This is a genomic window from Janthinobacterium sp. GW823-FHT01H08 (assembly GCF_058797855.1).
In genome coordinates, this window is record NZ_CM179504.1 from 2,902,903 (window position 1) to 2,918,356 (window position 15,454).

The 15,454-nt window shown below is 62.6% G+C and carries 12 protein-coding genes; 5 read left to right on the plus strand and 7 right to left on the minus strand.

Annotation, left to right across the window (positions count from 1 at the left end; all coding sequences use genetic code 11):
* Positions 1-13 precede the first annotated feature (13 nt).
* Together AC3RCG_RS13085 and AC3RCG_RS13090 are read left to right on the plus strand one after the other, a co-directional pair.
* On the plus strand, positions 14-1,648 hold the full coding sequence (locus AC3RCG_RS13085; RefSeq protein ID WP_492404827.1) for a methyl-accepting chemotaxis protein: 1,635 nt from the start codon (positions 14-16) through the stop codon (positions 1,646-1,648).
* 81 nt (positions 1,649-1,729) lie between these two features.
* Positions 1,730-3,367: a methyl-accepting chemotaxis protein gene (locus AC3RCG_RS13090; protein ID WP_230505591.1), complete on the plus strand. Its 1,638-nt coding sequence runs from the start codon at positions 1,730-1,732 to the stop codon at positions 3,365-3,367.
* Positions 3,368-3,420: 53 nt separating this feature from the next.
* Here AC3RCG_RS13090 and AC3RCG_RS13095 read toward each other — a convergent pair whose 3' ends face one another.
* Genes AC3RCG_RS13095 through mgtA form a run of 3 tightly spaced genes read right to left on the minus strand, consistent with a single transcriptional unit; the run spans position 3,421 to position 6,992 of the window.
* The gene (locus AC3RCG_RS13095; RefSeq protein ID WP_230505592.1) at positions 3,421-3,933 is read right to left on the minus strand and encodes a ribonuclease HI family protein; all 513 of its coding nucleotides are present in this window, start codon (positions 3,931-3,933) and stop codon (positions 3,421-3,423) included.
* On the minus strand, positions 3,930-4,271 hold the full coding sequence (locus AC3RCG_RS13100) for a hypothetical protein (RefSeq protein WP_492404830.1): 342 nt from the start codon (positions 4,269-4,271) through the stop codon (positions 3,930-3,932). Before AC3RCG_RS13100 ends, AC3RCG_RS13095 begins: the two co-directional genes overlap by 4 nt.
* 36 nt (positions 4,272-4,307) lie before the next feature.
* Positions 4,308-6,992: a magnesium-translocating P-type ATPase gene (gene mgtA, locus AC3RCG_RS13105; protein WP_492404832.1), complete on the minus strand. Its 2,685-nt coding sequence runs from the start codon at positions 6,990-6,992 to the stop codon at positions 4,308-4,310.
* Positions 6,993-7,942: 950 nt separating this feature from the next.
* On the opposite strand from mgtA, the gene AC3RCG_RS13110 reads away from it, so the two are divergent.
* Positions 7,943-8,239, plus strand: coding sequence for a hypothetical protein (locus AC3RCG_RS13110; RefSeq protein ID WP_492404834.1), 297 nt, complete (start codon positions 7,943-7,945; stop codon positions 8,237-8,239).
* Positions 8,240-8,497: 258 nt separating this feature from the next.
* Here AC3RCG_RS13110 and AC3RCG_RS13115 read toward each other — a convergent pair whose 3' ends face one another.
* Positions 8,498-9,106 (minus strand): TetR/AcrR family transcriptional regulator, encoded by a 609-nt coding sequence (locus AC3RCG_RS13115; protein WP_492404836.1) that lies wholly within the window; start codon positions 9,104-9,106, stop codon positions 8,498-8,500.
* 25 nt (positions 9,107-9,131) lie between these two features.
* On the minus strand, positions 9,132-10,349 hold the full coding sequence (locus AC3RCG_RS13120) for a Bcr/CflA family efflux MFS transporter (RefSeq protein ID WP_492404838.1): 1,218 nt from the start codon (positions 10,347-10,349) through the stop codon (positions 9,132-9,134).
* A 161-nt stretch (positions 10,350-10,510) separates the two neighbouring features.
* Between AC3RCG_RS13120 and AC3RCG_RS13125 the strand changes: the two genes are divergently transcribed.
* Positions 10,511-10,669: a hypothetical protein gene (locus AC3RCG_RS13125; RefSeq protein ID WP_162995629.1), complete on the plus strand. Its 159-nt coding sequence runs from the start codon at positions 10,511-10,513 to the stop codon at positions 10,667-10,669.
* 319 nt (positions 10,670-10,988) lie between these two features.
* On the plus strand, positions 10,989-11,948 hold the full coding sequence (locus AC3RCG_RS13130) for an IS110 family RNA-guided transposase (RefSeq protein WP_083289991.1): 960 nt from the start codon (positions 10,989-10,991) through the stop codon (positions 11,946-11,948).
* A gap of 90 nt (positions 11,949-12,038) precedes the next feature.
* Here the strand turns inward: AC3RCG_RS13130 and gcvP are convergent, their stop codons facing one another.
* Together gcvP and gcvH are read right to left on the minus strand one after the other, a co-directional pair.
* Positions 12,039-14,939 carry an aminomethyl-transferring glycine dehydrogenase gene (gene gcvP, locus AC3RCG_RS13135; protein WP_409026538.1) on the minus strand — a complete coding sequence of 967 codons (2,901 nt, stop codon included), beginning with the start codon at positions 14,937-14,939 and terminating at the stop codon, positions 12,039-12,041.
* A 118-nt stretch (positions 14,940-15,057) separates the two neighbouring features.
* Positions 15,058-15,438 carry a glycine cleavage system protein GcvH gene (gene gcvH, locus AC3RCG_RS13140; RefSeq protein ID WP_070221532.1) on the minus strand — a complete coding sequence of 127 codons (381 nt, stop codon included), beginning with the start codon at positions 15,436-15,438 and terminating at the stop codon, positions 15,058-15,060.
* Positions 15,439-15,454 lie beyond the last annotated feature (16 nt).

Sequence of the window (15,454 nt, forward strand, 5' to 3'; positions counted from 1 at the left end):
TTAGGATAGTCACATGAATGTATTACGCAACGTCAGCATCGGTGTCCGCCTCGGACTCGGTTTTGCCGTGATTTTGCTGTTTTCCATGCTCATTACGGGCATCAGCGTCTGGCGCCTGCACGACGTGGCCAGCGCCACGCGCGTCATGATGGAGCAGCCGCTGGCGAAGGAGCGCTATATTTCCGACTGGTATGGCCGCATCGACAGCGCCGTGCGCCGCACCATCGCCATTGCCCGCAGCAGCGATACCTCGCTCAGCGGTTATTTCGCCGAAGAATCGAAAGTCTCGTCGTCCAGCTCGGCCGAACTGCAAAAGAAAATCGAGGCGCTGATCGACAAGCCAGAGGAAAAAGCTATGTTCGCGGGCTTGCTGGAACAGCGCAAGGTGTATATCGGTTCACGCGACCAGGTCTACAAGCTCAAGGGCGAAGCGCAGGTCAATGCCGCCAATGAAGTGTTTGAAAAGACCTTCGTGCCTGCCGCCGCCAAGTACCAGAAGATGGTGCAGGACTTGCTGGAACACCAGCGCGCCAGCATCGACACGACGGCGCGCGAGATCGACGCCGTCGCCAATACCAGCCGCAATCTGATGCTGGTGCTGGCCGCGCTGGCGCTGGCTTTTGGCGTTGTCTGTGCCTGGGTCTTGACGACGGGCATCGTGCGCCCCCTGCGCACGGCCGTGGATATCGCCCGCAAGGTGGCCGATGGCGACTTGACGGCGCAGATCGACGCCAGCGCCAAGGATGAAACGGGGCAATTGCTGCTGGCGTTGAAGGACATGAACACGAGCCTGCTCAACATCGTTGGCGAAGTGCGCAGCGGCACGGACAGCATCGCCACGTCCTCGACGCAGATTGCCGCCGGCAACCAGGACCTGTCTTCCCGCACGGAAGAGCAGGCCGGTTCCCTGGAAGAAACAGCGTCGTCGATGGAAGAGCTCACTTCCACCGTGAAGCAGAATGCGGACAATGCGCGCCAGGCGAACCAGTTGGCGGCCTCGGCGGCGCAAGTGGCCGTCAAGGGCGGCGAAGTCGTGGCGCAGGTGGTGGGCACGATGGAGTCGATCAACGCTTCGTCGAACAAGATCGTCGACATCATTTCCGTCATCGATGGCATCGCCTTCCAGACGAACATTCTGGCCCTGAATGCGGCCGTGGAAGCGGCCCGTGCAGGCGAACAGGGTCGTGGCTTTGCCGTGGTGGCGTCCGAAGTGCGCAACCTGGCCCAGCGTTCGGCCAGCGCCGCGAAAGAGATCAAGACCCTGATCGGCGCGTCCGTGGAGCAAGTCAACGCGGGCAGCATGCTGGTGGCGCAGGCCGGTTCGACCATGAACGATATCGTCGACAGCGTGCAGCGCGTGAGCGACATCATCACGGAAATCACGGCGGCGAGCAGCGAGCAAAGCGTGGGCATCGACGAAATCAACCGGGCCATCGGCCAGATGGATGCCGTCACGCAGCAAAATGCGGCGCTGGTGGAAGAATCGGCGGCGGCCGCCGAATCGATGCAGCACCAGGCGCACAACCTGGCGCAGGTGGTCAGCGTGTTCAAGCTCAACGGCCAGCAGGCCAGCGGTGCGAACGGTGTCACACATGCGCTGAAACGCCCGGCAGCGCCGCAAACCACCTTGCGCATCGGCACACGCTGATGCCGCCGCGGCCGCCCCGTGCGGCCGCTTTCTGCTGTCCCCCTTTTATATAGTCTGGTTCCGCTTTTTTAGGATATTCACATGAATTTGTTAAGAAACGTCAGTATTGGTGTGCGCCTCGGCCTGGGTTTTGCCGTGATTTTGCTGTTTTCCATGCTGATCACGGGCATCAGCGTGTGGCGTTTGCACGACGTGGCCACGGCCACGCGCACCATGATGGAACTGCCGCTGGCGAAGGAACGCTATATTTCCGACTGGTACGCGAAGATCGACAGCGGCGTGCGCCGCACCACGGCCATCGCGCGCAGCAGCGACACGACCTTGGGCGCGTATTTTGCGGAAGAGGCGAAACAGTCGTCCGTCGTCTCGGGCGAACTGCAAAAGAAAATCGAAGCCTTGATTTCCAGCCCGGAAGAAAAGGAACTGTTCCGCCTGGTGAGCGAACAGCGCAAGGTTTACCTCGATTCACGCGCGCAAGTATCGAAGCTGAAGGCGGATGGACAGGAAGCGGAAGCGGAGAAGGCTTTCCAGGGTATCTTCGTGCCCGGTTCGACGAAATACCTGAAAGTGGTCAACGACATGCTGCAGCACCAGCGCGCCAGCATCGACACGACGGCGCGCGAGATCGACGATGTCGCCAAGACGAGCCGCAACTTGCTGCTGACCCTGGCCGTGCTGGCGCTGGGCTTTGGCGTCGTGTGCGCCTGGTTGCTGACGATGGGCATCGTGCGTCCTCTGCGCACGGCCGTGGATATCGCCCGCAAGGTGGCCGATGGCGACTTGACGGCGCAGATCGACGCCAGCGCCAAGGATGAAACGGGGCAACTGCTGCAAGCGCTGAAGGACATGAACACGAGCCTGCTCAACATCGTCAGCGAAGTGCGTACGGGCACGGACAGCATCGCGACCTCGTCGACGGAAATTGCCGCAGGCAACCAGGACCTGTCTTCCCGCACGGAAGAGCAGGCCGGTTCCCTGGAAGAGACGGCGTCCTCGATGGAAGAATTGACCAGCACCGTGAAGCAGAATGCGGACAATGCGCGCCAGGCGAACCAGTTGGCGGCCTCGGCGGCGCAAGTGGCCGTCAAGGGCGGCGAAGTCGTGGCGCAAGTGGTGGGCACGATGGAATCGATCAACGCGTCGTCGAACAAGATCGTCGACATCATTTCCGTCATCGACGGCATCGCCTTCCAGACGAATATTCTGGCGCTGAACGCGGCCGTGGAAGCGGCCAGGGCCGGCGAGCAGGGCCGCGGCTTTGCCGTGGTGGCCTCGGAAGTGCGCAACCTGGCGCAGCGTTCGGCCAGCGCCGCGAAAGAAATCAAGACCCTGATCGGCGCATCCGTGGAGCAAGTCAACGCGGGCAGCATGCTGGTGGCGCAAGCCGGCTCGACCATGAATGACATCGTCGACAGTGTGCAGCGCGTGAGCGACATCATCACGGAAATCACGGCGGCCAGCAGCGAGCAAAGCGTGGGCATCGACGAGATCAACCGGGCCATCGGCCAGATGGATGCTGTGACGCAGCAAAATGCGGCGCTGGTGGAAGAATCGGCGGCCGCCGCCGAATCGATGCAGCACCAGGCGCACAACCTGGCGCAGGTGGTCAGCGTGTTCAAATTGAATGGGCAGCAGGCCAGTGTCAGCGGCTTGAAGGGGGCCAAGCGTCCGGCAGCCAAGGTGCCAGCAGAAGCATTGCAGCTCGGCCGCGCCGCCTAAGTTGCTTACCCAGTAACGGCCGGGGTCGTACCCTGAGGGTACGACCCCGGTATTTAAGCCTCTGGGGTGAAGCTTGCGATCGCCAACTGCGACAGCCGGTCCGCCTCGCCATTTCTGTGGCGCGGCAGCCAGCGCAAACTCACATCCGTGAATTGTTTCAGCAGGGCCACTACGGTGGCCCTCTGCGTTTCCAGTCCCTTGGCGCCCACCGGCGTCGTTCCCAGCACATCATTGATCACCACCTGGCTGTCGCCGTACAGCAGCAGTTGCACGGGCGGCGGGCGCACGCCGAGTGCCGCCTGCAGCAAGGCCGTCAGGGCCGCGTATTCCGCGTCGCTGCTGCTGCCATAACCGGCCGCTTCGCTCACTTCGATACGTTCGCCATGCGGTCCCAGCAGCAGGGCGCCTATGCCCAGCTTGCCGGGGTTCGGATGGGCGGACCCGTCGAACCAGCCGCGCCAGGCCAGCGGGCCGCCATGGTCCTTGCGCTTGAGCGCCAGCTGGGCGCGGCGCGCCTGCATCCTGGCTTCCTTGCGCAGTTTGCGCGCCTCTGCTTCCGCCGTCATGGCTTGATCAGGAAGGTGTCGATGAGGCTGCCGATCCAGCAGGCCACCAGCACACACACGGCCAGCGTCATGGCGGGGCCGTCGTTGGCGGAGAGGGCCTCCACTTTTTCCATGATCAGCTGCACGTCGAGGGGCAGGGCGCCGCTGTCGATCTGTGCCATTACCTGCTCCAATCGTGCCATGATCTGGCGCAATACGATCGCCAGCGCAACGAGGGCCGGCACGAGGAAGAGGCAGCCACGGACCTTGCGTTGCAAGACAAAATGCCCGCTGCCGGGGAAGACCAGGGCCGACAGCAGCAGGGCGAGATGACGTTTGGAAAGGGAGGAGCCGCTCATGCGTGCCTTTTGTAGGGGAAAGAGCGGCTCATCATACTATTGCCAGCCGAATTTGCGCAGATACACGCGTTTCATGAACGTCGTCAGCACGGTGTAGCAGACGAGGATGCCCAGCAGCCAGGGGAAATATCCCAACGGCAAGGCTTGCAGCTTGAAGTAGGTCGCCAGCGGTCCCATCGGCAGGAACACGCCCACGGCCATGATGACGGTGGTGGCCACCAGCAGGGGCACGGACGCGATGCTGTCGATGAAGGGCAGCTTGGGTGTGCGGATCAGGTGCACGATCAGCGTCTGCGTCAGCAAGCCCACGACGAACCAGCCGGACTGGAACAGGGTCTGTTGTTCCGGCGTATTCGCGCCAAATACATGCCACATCAGGATAAACGTGCTGATGTCGAAGATCGAGCTGATGGGCCCGAAGAACACCATGAAGCGGCCGATGTCGCGCGGGTTCCAGGTCAAAGGCTGCTGGATCAGCTCGGCGTCGACATTGTCGAACGGGATGGCGATCTGCGACACGTCGTACAGCAGGTTTTGCACCAGCAAGTGCAGTGGCAGCATGGGCAAGAACGGCAAAAAGGCGCTGGCCACCAGCACGGAAAACACATTGCCGAAGTTCGAGCTGGCCGTCATGCGGATGTATTTGAGCATGTTGCTGAAGGTGCGCCGGCCTTCCAGCACGCCTTCTTCCAGCACCATCAGGCTTTTTTCCAGCAGGATGATGTCGGCCGCTTCCTTGGCGATATCGACGGCCGAGTCGACGGAAATGCCGATGTCGGCCGCGCGCAGGGCGGGCGCGTCATTGATGCCGTCGCCCATGAAGCCGACGATATGGCCGTTGCCGCGCAGGGCGCGCACGAGGCGCTCCTTGTGCAGCGGGCTGAGCTTGGCAAATACGGTATTCGCTTCAGCCGCGCGGGCCAAAGTGGCGTCGTCCATGTCGTCCAGTTGCGGGCCTTGCAGCACGCCGTGCACGGCCAGGCCCACTTCGCGGCAAATCTTCGCCGTCACCAGGTGGTTGTCTCCCGTCAATACTTTCACGGTGACGCCATGTTCCGCCAGCGCGCGCAGGGCGGGCGCCGTCGATTCCTTCGGCGGATCAAGAAACGCCACATAGCCGATCAGGGTCAGCGCCGTTTCATCGGCCACGCCGTACACGGTCTTATGCGGCGGCACTTCCTTGACGGCCACGGCCACTACGCGCAATCCTTCCGCGTTGAGGCCATGCGTGGTTTCCAGTACCTTGTCCAGCAGCGCGGCATCGAGCGGAATGTTGACGCCGCCCAGGCGCAGATGGCTGCAGGCGGCGAGGATTTCCTCGACGGCGCCCTTGCAGATCAGCTCATGGTGGTCATTCTTTTCAGACACGACAACGGACATGCGGCGGCGCACGAAATCGAACGGGATTTCATCGACTTTCACGTAATCGCGCGCCAGTTGCATTTCCGTCTGCAATTCCACGTGGTCGAGCACGGCGCGGTCGAGCAGGTTTTTCAGGCCGGTCTGGTAGTGGCTGTTCAGGTAGGCAAATTGCAGTACTTCATCGGACGGCTGGCCGAACACGTCCGTATGGCGCTCCAGCACGATCTTGTCCTGCGTCAAGGTGCCCGTCTTGTCCGTGCACAGCACGTCCATGGCGCCGAAGTTCTGGATCGCATCGAGGCGCTTCACGACGACTTTCTTTTTCGACAGTTTCACGGCGCCCTTGGCCAGGGTGCTGGTGACGATCATGGGCAGCATTTCCGGCGTCAGGCCCACGGCGATGGACAGGGCGAACAGGAACGCTTCCATCCAGTCGCCCTTGGTCCAGCCGTTGATCAGGAACACGAGCGGCGCCATCACGAGGGCGAAGCGGATCAAGAGCCAGCTGACGCTGTTCACGCCCGCCTCGAACGCCGTCGGCGTGCGCTCGGTGGCCGTCACCCGGGTGGCGATGGTGCCGAAATAGGTGCGGTTTCCGGTAGCCAAGACCAGCGCCGTGGCGGCGCCCGAGATCACGTTGGTGCCCATGAACAGCAGATTGGCCAGTTCCATCGGGTCTTTGCCATGGGCGTCGGCCAGCTCGGCCATCTTTTCCACCGGCAAGGATTCGCCCGTCATGGCAGCCTGGCTGACGAACAAGTCTTTCGCGGACAGCAAACGGCAGTCGGCGGGGATCATGTCGCCGGCCGACAGCACGATGAGGTCGCCCTGCACCAGTTGGCGGATCGGCAGTTCGATCTGCTGGCCATTGCGCAGCACGGTGGCGGTATTGCTGACCATGGCTTTCAGGCGTTCGGCGGCCCGGTTCGAGCGGCCTTCCTGCACGAAACGCAGCAGGGTCGACAGGATCACCATGGTGCCGATGACGATGGTGGCCTTCGGGTCTTCCGTCAGGTAGGAAACAATCGCCAGCACGGTGAGCAGCAGGTTGAACGGATTCTTGTAGCACAGCCACAGGTGCTGGTACCAGGCCAGCGGTTTCTCATGTTCGACCTCGTTCGGTCCTGTTTGCGCGCCGATGACTTGCGCCTCGGCATCGCGCAAGCCTTCCAGGCGCGTGTGCAGGCGGTTCAGGGCGCTGTCCAGGTCTTCATGGGCGGCGGCCAGCAGCTGGCGCGCCAGGTGGTCGGGCACGGGGCGGGCCGTGCTGTTTTCCAGCGGCATGGCGCGGCGCCGGAAGTTGCCGGCCGTATGGCGCTTGCGCAGGAACGATTCGAATAAGCGGGTGAAGAGATTCATGGCTCTTCCTTTCACGACGAGGTGTTGACGGGCGGCGCAGCCGCAGGCAAGACTTGCGTGCCGCCAGGACACAATCGTGCTGGCGGGCAATCCGGGTCAGTAGCCGGTCGCGATCGGAAAGAGGGGGGAGAGGCGCGCAGCCGGAGTGGCCGCGCGAGACACCGCACCTTGCTCAGCAAGGCACGGAGGAAACGGAATTCCGCGTTGCTTGCTGCTTAGCTGCCGAGGCAATCACCGATACAAGATCGGCTACTGTCACTAGAACAAGTACCCACGTGGGACTCCGTAAATGAATAATGAGGGCATCTTATGGATGCGCTGCAACAGTGTCAACTGAAGAAATCTTAGGTTTCCAAAGTGTAATGTGGGCGTGGACGAACACGAAAGTCCGATGCCACGGCCATTCACGTTGTTGTGACAATGTGTGATTCTTTCTGCTTGGCAATCCGTTATGCTCGGGTACGCTGACGCGCTACTCCTGCAGGTTTCAGATCCGGCTCGAGATCAGGATGCCTTGGCGTTGTTGTGCTGTTTGCCGTCGTTCCGCTGACTTGCTTTCTACTGGTGCACGCCTAAACCTGATCCATTTTTGGCGTGGCGCGCCTCGCTAAAGGCTGCGCGTTCCCTGCCAGCTTCCACGATGCTGCTGCTCCGCATGCGTAGAAACCCGTGAATAAGTGTTATACGGCCAGCACTATTGGCAGCGGCCGACGTCTTTCGGTTTATTGTGTTGAAGAAATTGAGTGGCAACAGTTTTGGGAGGTCTCCAACCTCCAGGCCGCCGGTGGTCGTTCACCGGCGGCGGTACTGGCCGGGCTGGGCTCGCAGAATATTGATCTAATGGTGTACGTACCTGAGTTTTTCAACATCAAAGGGCGTGACCTGCCAACAACGGCAAGGAGCAGTCGTTCGAAGCGCAACTTGAGTAACTCAAATCAATGCTAAAAATTATGGAATCTCAAATACAGCTTCAGTTGGGACAGAAAATTTCCCGCATTTCCTTATTTTTTTTCTCCTTAATTTTCTTTGGCTGCGCCTTTGCTCCTGAAGTTGTACCGGCTAATGTAAGGTTTTTTTCCTTGGCTGTATCGGCATTGTTTTATTGTGTAGGAAGCAATAAGTCTGCGTTGATTTCACCGACGAAGAGCCTGCAATGGAAGTTCATGCCGCCGATACCACGAGCTTTGTTTCTCGCTTTTTTTCAGTTGCTGGTATTGTCGGCTGTGATGATGCTCCTGGATGCTTAACTTGCCACGATTTCACTAGACACTGCTGAACTGCTCATCAGCTCTGGCTGGGCGACAGTTGCAAACAGTAAGCAATGCATGCAACGGGGCGGAGCCTGCCAACGACGGAAAACGGCGCAAGCGGAACTTCGCATGCGAAAAATCCGCCAGCAAGCCGTACCACATTTGAAGGTAGCAAAGTGGTGCTTTCGAAGAGTCGATGGCGGCTTGTGCCAGACCTGTTTGTCGGTTCACTGTGTGGCAGTGAGCTATGCCGCATCAGGCCGGTTGTGCCGCCATCGCCAGCGAATCGGACAATATTTGCCACAAGGCCGCGTGGCGCTGCTGCAGCGCGGCGCCGCCCGCGTAGATCAGCTCCACATGCAGGCTGTCGACGATGCCCAGGTAGGCTTGCGCATACAGGTCGATGCGCGCGGCCGGCAACGCTGGCGCGCAGCGGCCCAGGCTGGCCACGTAGTGCCGCTGCAATTGCGCCAGCAAGGCTTCATAGCCCGTGCCAACTTCCACGCGCAGGGTGGCGGGCGGCAGGTACGCCGTGCGTAGCAAAAAGCGCAGATGGGCCGAATCCCCGTAGCGCTGGGCCATGCGGTCGCAGTACAGGGTGCCGGCCAGCTGGCCGCCCGGTGCCGCCAGCGCCGCCTCGTCGGCGAAGCAGGCGTCCATGAAGGCTTGCTCTTCGGCCAGCGCGTCGGCAAACACGTCGAGGAAGAGGGCGTCCTTGCCGGCGAAGTGCGAATACAGCGAGGCCTTGCGCATGCCTGCCTGCGCGGCGATGTCGCTGAGGGAGGAAGCGTCGTAGCCGTGTTCGGAAAAGTGCACGACGGCGACGGCGCAGATGTTATCGGCCGAGGCCGAGCGTTTCTTCATATGAGGGTAGTAGTTGGGTGAAGCGTCAGTGCGCTCCCAGGCTGCTGGCGTGTGCCGGATGGATGCGCGCAGTGGCCAGGGTCAGCCATGATACCAGCAGGCCGGCCACGGTCAAGAACAGCAGCCAGGGCAATGGCCCCCATTCGGACAGGCCGGCCGCCAGCGGCGTGGCCAGCGACGACAAGCTCATCTGGATGGCGCCCAGCAGCGCGGCCGTGGAGCCGAGCGCGCGTTGCTGCGAGCCCATGGCCATGGCCATCAGCGCCGCTTCCGCGATGCCTAGGCCAAACAGGGCCACGAACATGCCGGGGACGACGACCATGATTCCCCCTCCGGCCCAGGCACCGAGCAGGGCCAGCCCCGCGCCGGCCAGCATGGCGGCGCTGCCCGCCACGCTCAAGCGCGCCACGCCATGGCGGCTTACCAGGCGGCCGCTGGCCATGGCACCGAGCAGCACGGCCACGCCCGTCGCGCCGAACACGAGGCCGAAACTGCCGGCGGACAGGCCGAAATCGCGCTGGTACACGAGCGACGCGCCGCCAATATACGCAAACAGGAAAAAGAATGCGGCCGACAGGGCCAGCGCGGGCAGCAGGAAGGCGCGGTCGAGCGCGATGCCCGCATACGTGCGGTGCATGCCTTTCGGCGATACACGCTGCTTCGGCGGCAAGGTTTCCGGCAGGAACAGCGCGCTATTGAGCAGGGTCAAGGCGCCCAGCGCGGCCAGGGCCAGCATCACGGCGCGCCAGCCGTAGTGCGCATCGAGCAAGCCGCCCACGGCGGGTGCCAGCACGGGCGCCAGGCCCACGATGGTCATCAACAGGGCAAACAGCTGCGCCGCCTGCACGCCGTCCGCCACGTCGCGCACCATGCTCATCACCACGACCAGGGTCAGCGCCGCGCCCAGGCCTTGCACCGCCCGCGCCAGCAGCAGGGTGTGCAATTGCTCCGCCTGCGACGCCCATACGGCGGCCACGATGTAGACGGCGATGCCGGCCAGCAGCGGACGGCGCCGGCCCAGCATGTCCGTCAGCGGCCCGCACAGCAGCTGCCCGCCGCCCAGGGCCAGCAGGAAGACGGTCAGGCTCAGCTGCACGTTCGCATACGAAGTGTGCAGTTCGCGCGCCATGGCGGGCATCGAAGCGAGGTACATGTCGATGCCGGCCGGACCGAGCACGGCCACCAAGGCCAGGGAAGCCGCCAGAGCGAGACTGGCGGCGGGGAGAGTGGTTTGCTGCTGCATTGTGCTTCCTTCATCGTTCAAAAACACGGCATGGACGCCGCTGTGTTTTTTATTGTACACTTACTGCCTACCGGTAGGTAGCTTGTTCAATCAATGAAAAGGATGGGGACGATGAAAAAGGAAACCATGACGGATGCGTTGCATCCGCAGGGAGGGCTGGCATGACGGAAGTGGGCATTTCACTCAGCGGCGTGGCCGTGGCCTTGCTGTTTGCCGCCTGGAGTTCGCACCGCACGCGCTGCGAGCGGCGCGATGTCGTGTTGCTGACGATGCTGGGCACCGCCCTGGGATTGCCGGGCGCGGCCTTGCTGGCGTTGTAGGTCGGATTAGCGCAGCGTAATCCGACGTCACCATATACGCCAACCATGTTGTCGGATTACGGCCCTTCGGGCCTAATCCGACCTTGTATTATTCCCCTCATGCCGTTCGTGGTATTGCGAACGGTATCGACCGCTGTCAAAATCTTGGTAGGCATATCAAGACCGGGTAACTGGATGCCGTATCCGCCCTTAGGCCCCGAGCCAGCTCCGTAGATCTCGCACCAGTTACCCATCCTCCATGTCAAGATCGGACAGTATCTTTGGCACCGGCATGCCGGTTAGCCCGCATTTGCAAGGTAGATCGCAAGAGGACCACAGCATGTTTAATTTAGGAATCGACGTTGCCAAGGCCAAGCTCGACTGCGCGCTGCGCCTGCCCAACGGCAAGCATCGTAACAAGGTTGTCGAGAACAACCGTCAAGGATTCACCGCGCTCCACGCATGGCTGCTGAAGCATGCTGCCGGCAGCCCCAGGGTGTGCATGGAAGCGACGGGCACGTATTGGGAAGGGGTTGCCGAATATCTCGCTGGACTTGGCATGGTGGTCAGTGTCATCAATCCAGCCCAGATCAAGGCCTTCAGCGCTTCACGCCTGGTGCGCACCAAGACCGACAAGGTCGACGCACAGCTGATCGCCGACTTCGCCCATGAACGCCAGCCAGAGCCCTGGCAGGCGCCATCGCCGGCCGAGCAATCGCTGCGCGCGCTGGTGCTGCGCCTCGATGCCTTGCAAGCGATGCGCCAGCAGGAAAGCAACCGGCTTGAAGTGGCGCGCGCGGCGGTACGCCAGGGTATCGAGGATCATATTGCCTGGCTCGACGCCGAGATCAAGGCGCTGATCCTGGCGATCCGCCGTCATATCGATGACGACCCGGATTTACGCGGCAAGCGCGAATTGCTCGATAGCATCCCTGGCCTGGGCGAGCGCACGATTCCCGTGCTGCTGTCCTACTACGCCAATCCTGAGCGCTTCGACAGCGCCAAGCAGGCGGTGGCGTTTGCGGGCCTCGATCCGCGCCAGCACGAGTCAGGTTCCAGCGTGCGTGGCAAGCCACGCATGTCGAAGGTCGGCCACAGTTTCCTGCGCAAGGCACTGTACATGCCGGCCATGGTGGCAGTGCATAAGACGCCTTGGGGCAAGCGCTTCGGTCAGCGTCTGCGTGACGCCGGCAAAGCGCCCAAGCTGATCATCGGCGCCATGATGCGCAAGCTGGTGCACGTGGCATTCGGCGTGCTCAGGTCGGGAAAAATATTTGATCCGGCCTTGCACGCCGCTTGACGGGGATAACAGTATCTACGATAAAAAAAAGCAGGCCGCGTGGCCTGCCTTTCTATCGCTGGCACGCCCGCCTAAGCGGGCGCGTGGCGCTTACTCTTCCTCGTACGAGCTGATCGGGGCGCAACCGCAGAACAGGTTGCGGTCGCCGTACACGTTGTCGGCGCGGCCGACCGGCGGCCAGTATTTGCGCTGACGCAGGGAAGCGACCGGGTAGGCCGCAATTTCACGGCTGTACTTGCGTTCCCAGTTGTCCGACATCAATACCTGTGCCGTGTGCGGCGCGTTTTTCAGCGGGTTGTCGTCGTGGTCGAATTCGCCGCTGGCGACCTTGGCGATTTCGCCGCGGATGGCGATCATGGCGTCGATGAAGCGGTCGATTTCCACTTTCGATTCGCTTTCCGTCGGCTCGATCATCAGCGTGCCCGGCACGGGGAAGCTCATGGTCGGCGCATGGAAACCGAAGTCCATCAGGCGCTTGGCCACGTCTTCGTTGCTGATGCCGGTGGCGTCCGTGATCGGGCGCAGGTCCAGGATGCACTCGTGCGCGACCAGGCCGTCATGGCCCGAGTACAGCACGGGATAGTGCGGCGCCAGGCGGCGCGCGATGTAGTTCGCCGCCAGGATCGCCGTCTCGGTCGCTGCCGTCAAGCCTTCCGCGCCCATCATGGCGATGTACATCCACGAAATCGGCAGGATGCTGGCCGAGCCGAATGGCGCGGCGCTGACGGCGCCGATGCCTGCCGCATCGCGCTGGTAGCCGGACGAGCGCTGATTCGGCAGGAATTTCGCCAGGTGGGCGCCGACGCCGATCGGACCGACGCCTGGTCCGCCGCCGCCGTGCGGGATGCAGAAGGTCTTGTGCAGGTTCAGGTGCGACACGTCGCCGCCGAAAGAGCCGGGAGCGGCCACGCCGACCAGCGCATTCATGTTGGCGCCGTCGATGTAGACCTGGCCGCCGTGCGAGTGGATGATCTCGCACAGTTCCTGGATGCCTTCTTCAAACACGCCGTGGGTGGATGGGTAGGTGACCATCACGCAGGCCAGGTTGGCGCTGTGCTTTTCCGCCTTGGCTTTCAGGTCGGCCAGGTCCACGTTGCCGTTGGCGTCACAGCTGGTGACGACGACCTGCATGCCGACCATGTTGGCCGATGCGGGATTGGTGCCGTGCGCCGACGAGGGAATCAGGCAGATGTTGCGGTGGCCTTCGCCGCGCGACTCGTGGTAGGCCTTGATCACCAGCAGACCCGCGTATTCGCCCTGCGAGCCGGCGTTCGGCTGCAGCGAGACGGCCGCGTAGCCCGTCAAGGCGCACAGCATCTCTTCCAGCTGGGCGATCATTTCGCGGTAGCCGACCGTTTGCGCGTCGGGGGCGAACGGGTGGATGTTCGAGAACTCGGGCCAGGTGACGGGAATCATTTCGCTCGTCGCGTTCAGCTTCATGGTGCACGAGCCGAGCGGGATCATGGTGCGGTCCAGCGCCAGGTCCTTGTCGGCCAGGCTGCGCAGGTAGCGCAGCATTTCGTGTTCCGAGTGATAGCTGTTGAAGACGGGGTGGGTCAGGTAGGCGCTCTCGCGCGCCAGCTGCGCCGGCAGCGCGCTGGTCACCGCCGCTTCGACGACGTCCAGGTCCGGGGCGGCAGGCGCGTTGGCCAGGCCGTGCGCGAACACTTTCCACAGCAGCGCGATATCGTCGCGCGTGGTGGTTTCGTCGAGCGACACGCCGACGTGGGTGGCGTCGATCTTGCGCAGGTTGACGCCGTGGTGCATGGCCGTCGCGTGCAGCTGCGCCGCATCGGCCACGTTGACGGTCAATGTGTCGAAATAGCTCGCGTTGACGACGCCGTAGCCGAGGGTCTTCAGGTTCGCCGCCAGCACGCCCGTAAAGCGGTGCACGCGCTGGGCGATCTGCAGCAGGCCGGCAGGGCCATGGTAGACGGCGTACATCGAGGCCATCACGGCCAGCAGCACTTGCGCCGTACAGATGTTGGACGTCGCTTTTTCGCGGCGGATATGCTGTTCGCGCGTTTGCAGGGCCAGGCGATAGGCCTTGTTGCCTTGCGCATCGACGGTCACGCCCACCAGGCGGCCCGACATATTGCGCTTGAATTCATCGCGCGTGGACAAATAGCCCGCGTGCGGGCCGCCGAAACCGAGCGGCACGCCGAAGCGCTGGCTGTTGCCGACGACGACGTCGGCGCCCCATTCGCCCGGCGGCGTCAGCATGGTCAGGGCCAGCAGGTCGGCCGCGACGATGACCATGGCGCCATTCGCGTGCAGTTTTTCCACGCCGGCGCGGTAGTCGCGCACGACGCCGTTCACGCCAGGGTATTGCAGCAGCACGCCGAAGCAGGCGTCCAGCGACTCGATTTCCGCCGGATCGAAAGTGCGCACTTCGATGCCGATCGGCTGGGCGCGCGTCTGCACCACTTCCAAGGTTTGCGGCAGCACGTCATTGGCGACGTACAGCACGTTCGATTTCGACTTGCCCACGCGCTGGATCAGGGTCATCGCTTCGGCGGCGGCCGTGCCTTCGTCCAGCATCGAGGCGTTCGAGATGCCCATGCCGGTCAGGTCCGTGATCACTTGCTGGAAGTTCAGGATCGCTTCCAGGCGGCCTTGCGAAATCTCGGGCTGGTAAGGCGTGTACGCCGTGTACCAGGCCGGGTTTTCAAAGATGTTGCGCAGCACGACGCCTGGCGTGAACGTGTTGTAATAGCCCTGGCCGATCAGGGACTTCAATACCTGGTTCTTGCCGGCGATGGCTTTCAGGCGCGACAGGGCTTCCTGTTCCGGCATCGGCTGCGAGTACGCGCCCAGGGGCAGGGCGCCCTTGTTGCGGATGTTGCTTGGCACCAGGGCGTCGATCAGCGCGGCGCGCGATGGATAGCCGAGGGTCGCCAGCATGGCTTGCTGTTCGGTGGCGGAAGGGCCGATGTGGCGGGCGATGAAGGCATCGCGTGCTTCGAGTTGGGTCAGGCTGGTGCGGGTCATGATATAGAGGCCAAAAAAGACTGAAAAACCGGGAGGCGGCGCGCGGGCGCGGCGGCGGGGTATAGCTGCAAAATTAAATGCAAACGGGCCGCAAACGCGGCCCGTGAATCAAACGCGATCAGGCGCTGGTGGTGGCGCCATAGGCGGCAGCGTCGAGCAAGCCGTCCAGGGCCGACACGTCGGCTGGCTTGATCTTGAACAGCCAGTTGGCGTAGGCGTCGGCATTGATCGATTCAGGCGAGTTGACGACGTCGTCGTTGACGGCCACGACTTCGCCGGCGATCGGCGCGTAGATGTCGCTCGCTGCCTTGACCGATTCCACCACGGCGGCGTCGTCGCCGGCGCCGTAGCTGTTGCCCACGGTTGGCAGTTCGACGAAGACGATATCGCCCAGCGCGTCCTGCGCGTACTCGGTGATGCCGACGGTGATGGTGCCGTCGCCTTCAAGGCGTACCCATTCGTGGGAAGCGGTGTACTTCAGGTCTGCAGGAATGTTCATGTGTGGCTCCAGATGG

What these genes read in the sequence shown, in the direction of transcription:
- AC3RCG_RS13085 (WP_492404827.1), top strand. Translation starts at nt 14, where the DNA reads ATGAATGTATTACGCAACGTCAGCATCGGTGTCCGCCTCGGACTCGGT.
- AC3RCG_RS13090 (WP_230505591.1), top strand. Translation starts at nt 1,730, where the DNA reads ATGAATTTGTTAAGAAACGTCAGTATTGGTGTGCGCCTCGGCCTGGGT.
- AC3RCG_RS13095 (WP_230505592.1), bottom strand. Translation starts at nt 3,933, where the DNA reads ATGACGGCGGAAGCAGAGGCGCGCAAACTGCGCAAGGAAGCCAGGATG.
- AC3RCG_RS13100 (WP_492404830.1), bottom strand. Translation starts at nt 4,271, where the DNA reads ATGAGCGGCTCCTCCCTTTCCAAACGTCATCTCGCCCTGCTGCTGTCG.
- mgtA (WP_492404832.1), bottom strand. Translation starts at nt 6,992, where the DNA reads ATGAATCTCTTCACCCGCTTATTCGAATCGTTCCTGCGCAAGCGCCAT.
- AC3RCG_RS13110 (WP_492404834.1), top strand. Translation starts at nt 7,943, where the DNA reads ATGGAATCTCAAATACAGCTTCAGTTGGGACAGAAAATTTCCCGCATT.
- AC3RCG_RS13115 (WP_492404836.1), bottom strand. Translation starts at nt 9,106, where the DNA reads ATGAAGAAACGCTCGGCCTCGGCCGATAACATCTGCGCCGTCGCCGTC.
- AC3RCG_RS13120 (WP_492404838.1), bottom strand. Translation starts at nt 10,349, where the DNA reads ATGCAGCAGCAAACCACTCTCCCCGCCGCCAGTCTCGCTCTGGCGGCT.
- AC3RCG_RS13125 (WP_162995629.1), top strand. Translation starts at nt 10,511, where the DNA reads ATGACGGAAGTGGGCATTTCACTCAGCGGCGTGGCCGTGGCCTTGCTG.
- AC3RCG_RS13130 (WP_083289991.1), top strand. Translation starts at nt 10,989, where the DNA reads ATGTTTAATTTAGGAATCGACGTTGCCAAGGCCAAGCTCGACTGCGCG.
- gcvP (WP_409026538.1), bottom strand. Translation starts at nt 14,939, where the DNA reads ATGACCCGCACCAGCCTGACCCAACTCGAAGCACGCGATGCCTTCATC.
- gcvH (WP_070221532.1), bottom strand. Translation starts at nt 15,438, where the DNA reads ATGAACATTCCTGCAGACCTGAAGTACACCGCTTCCCACGAATGGGTA.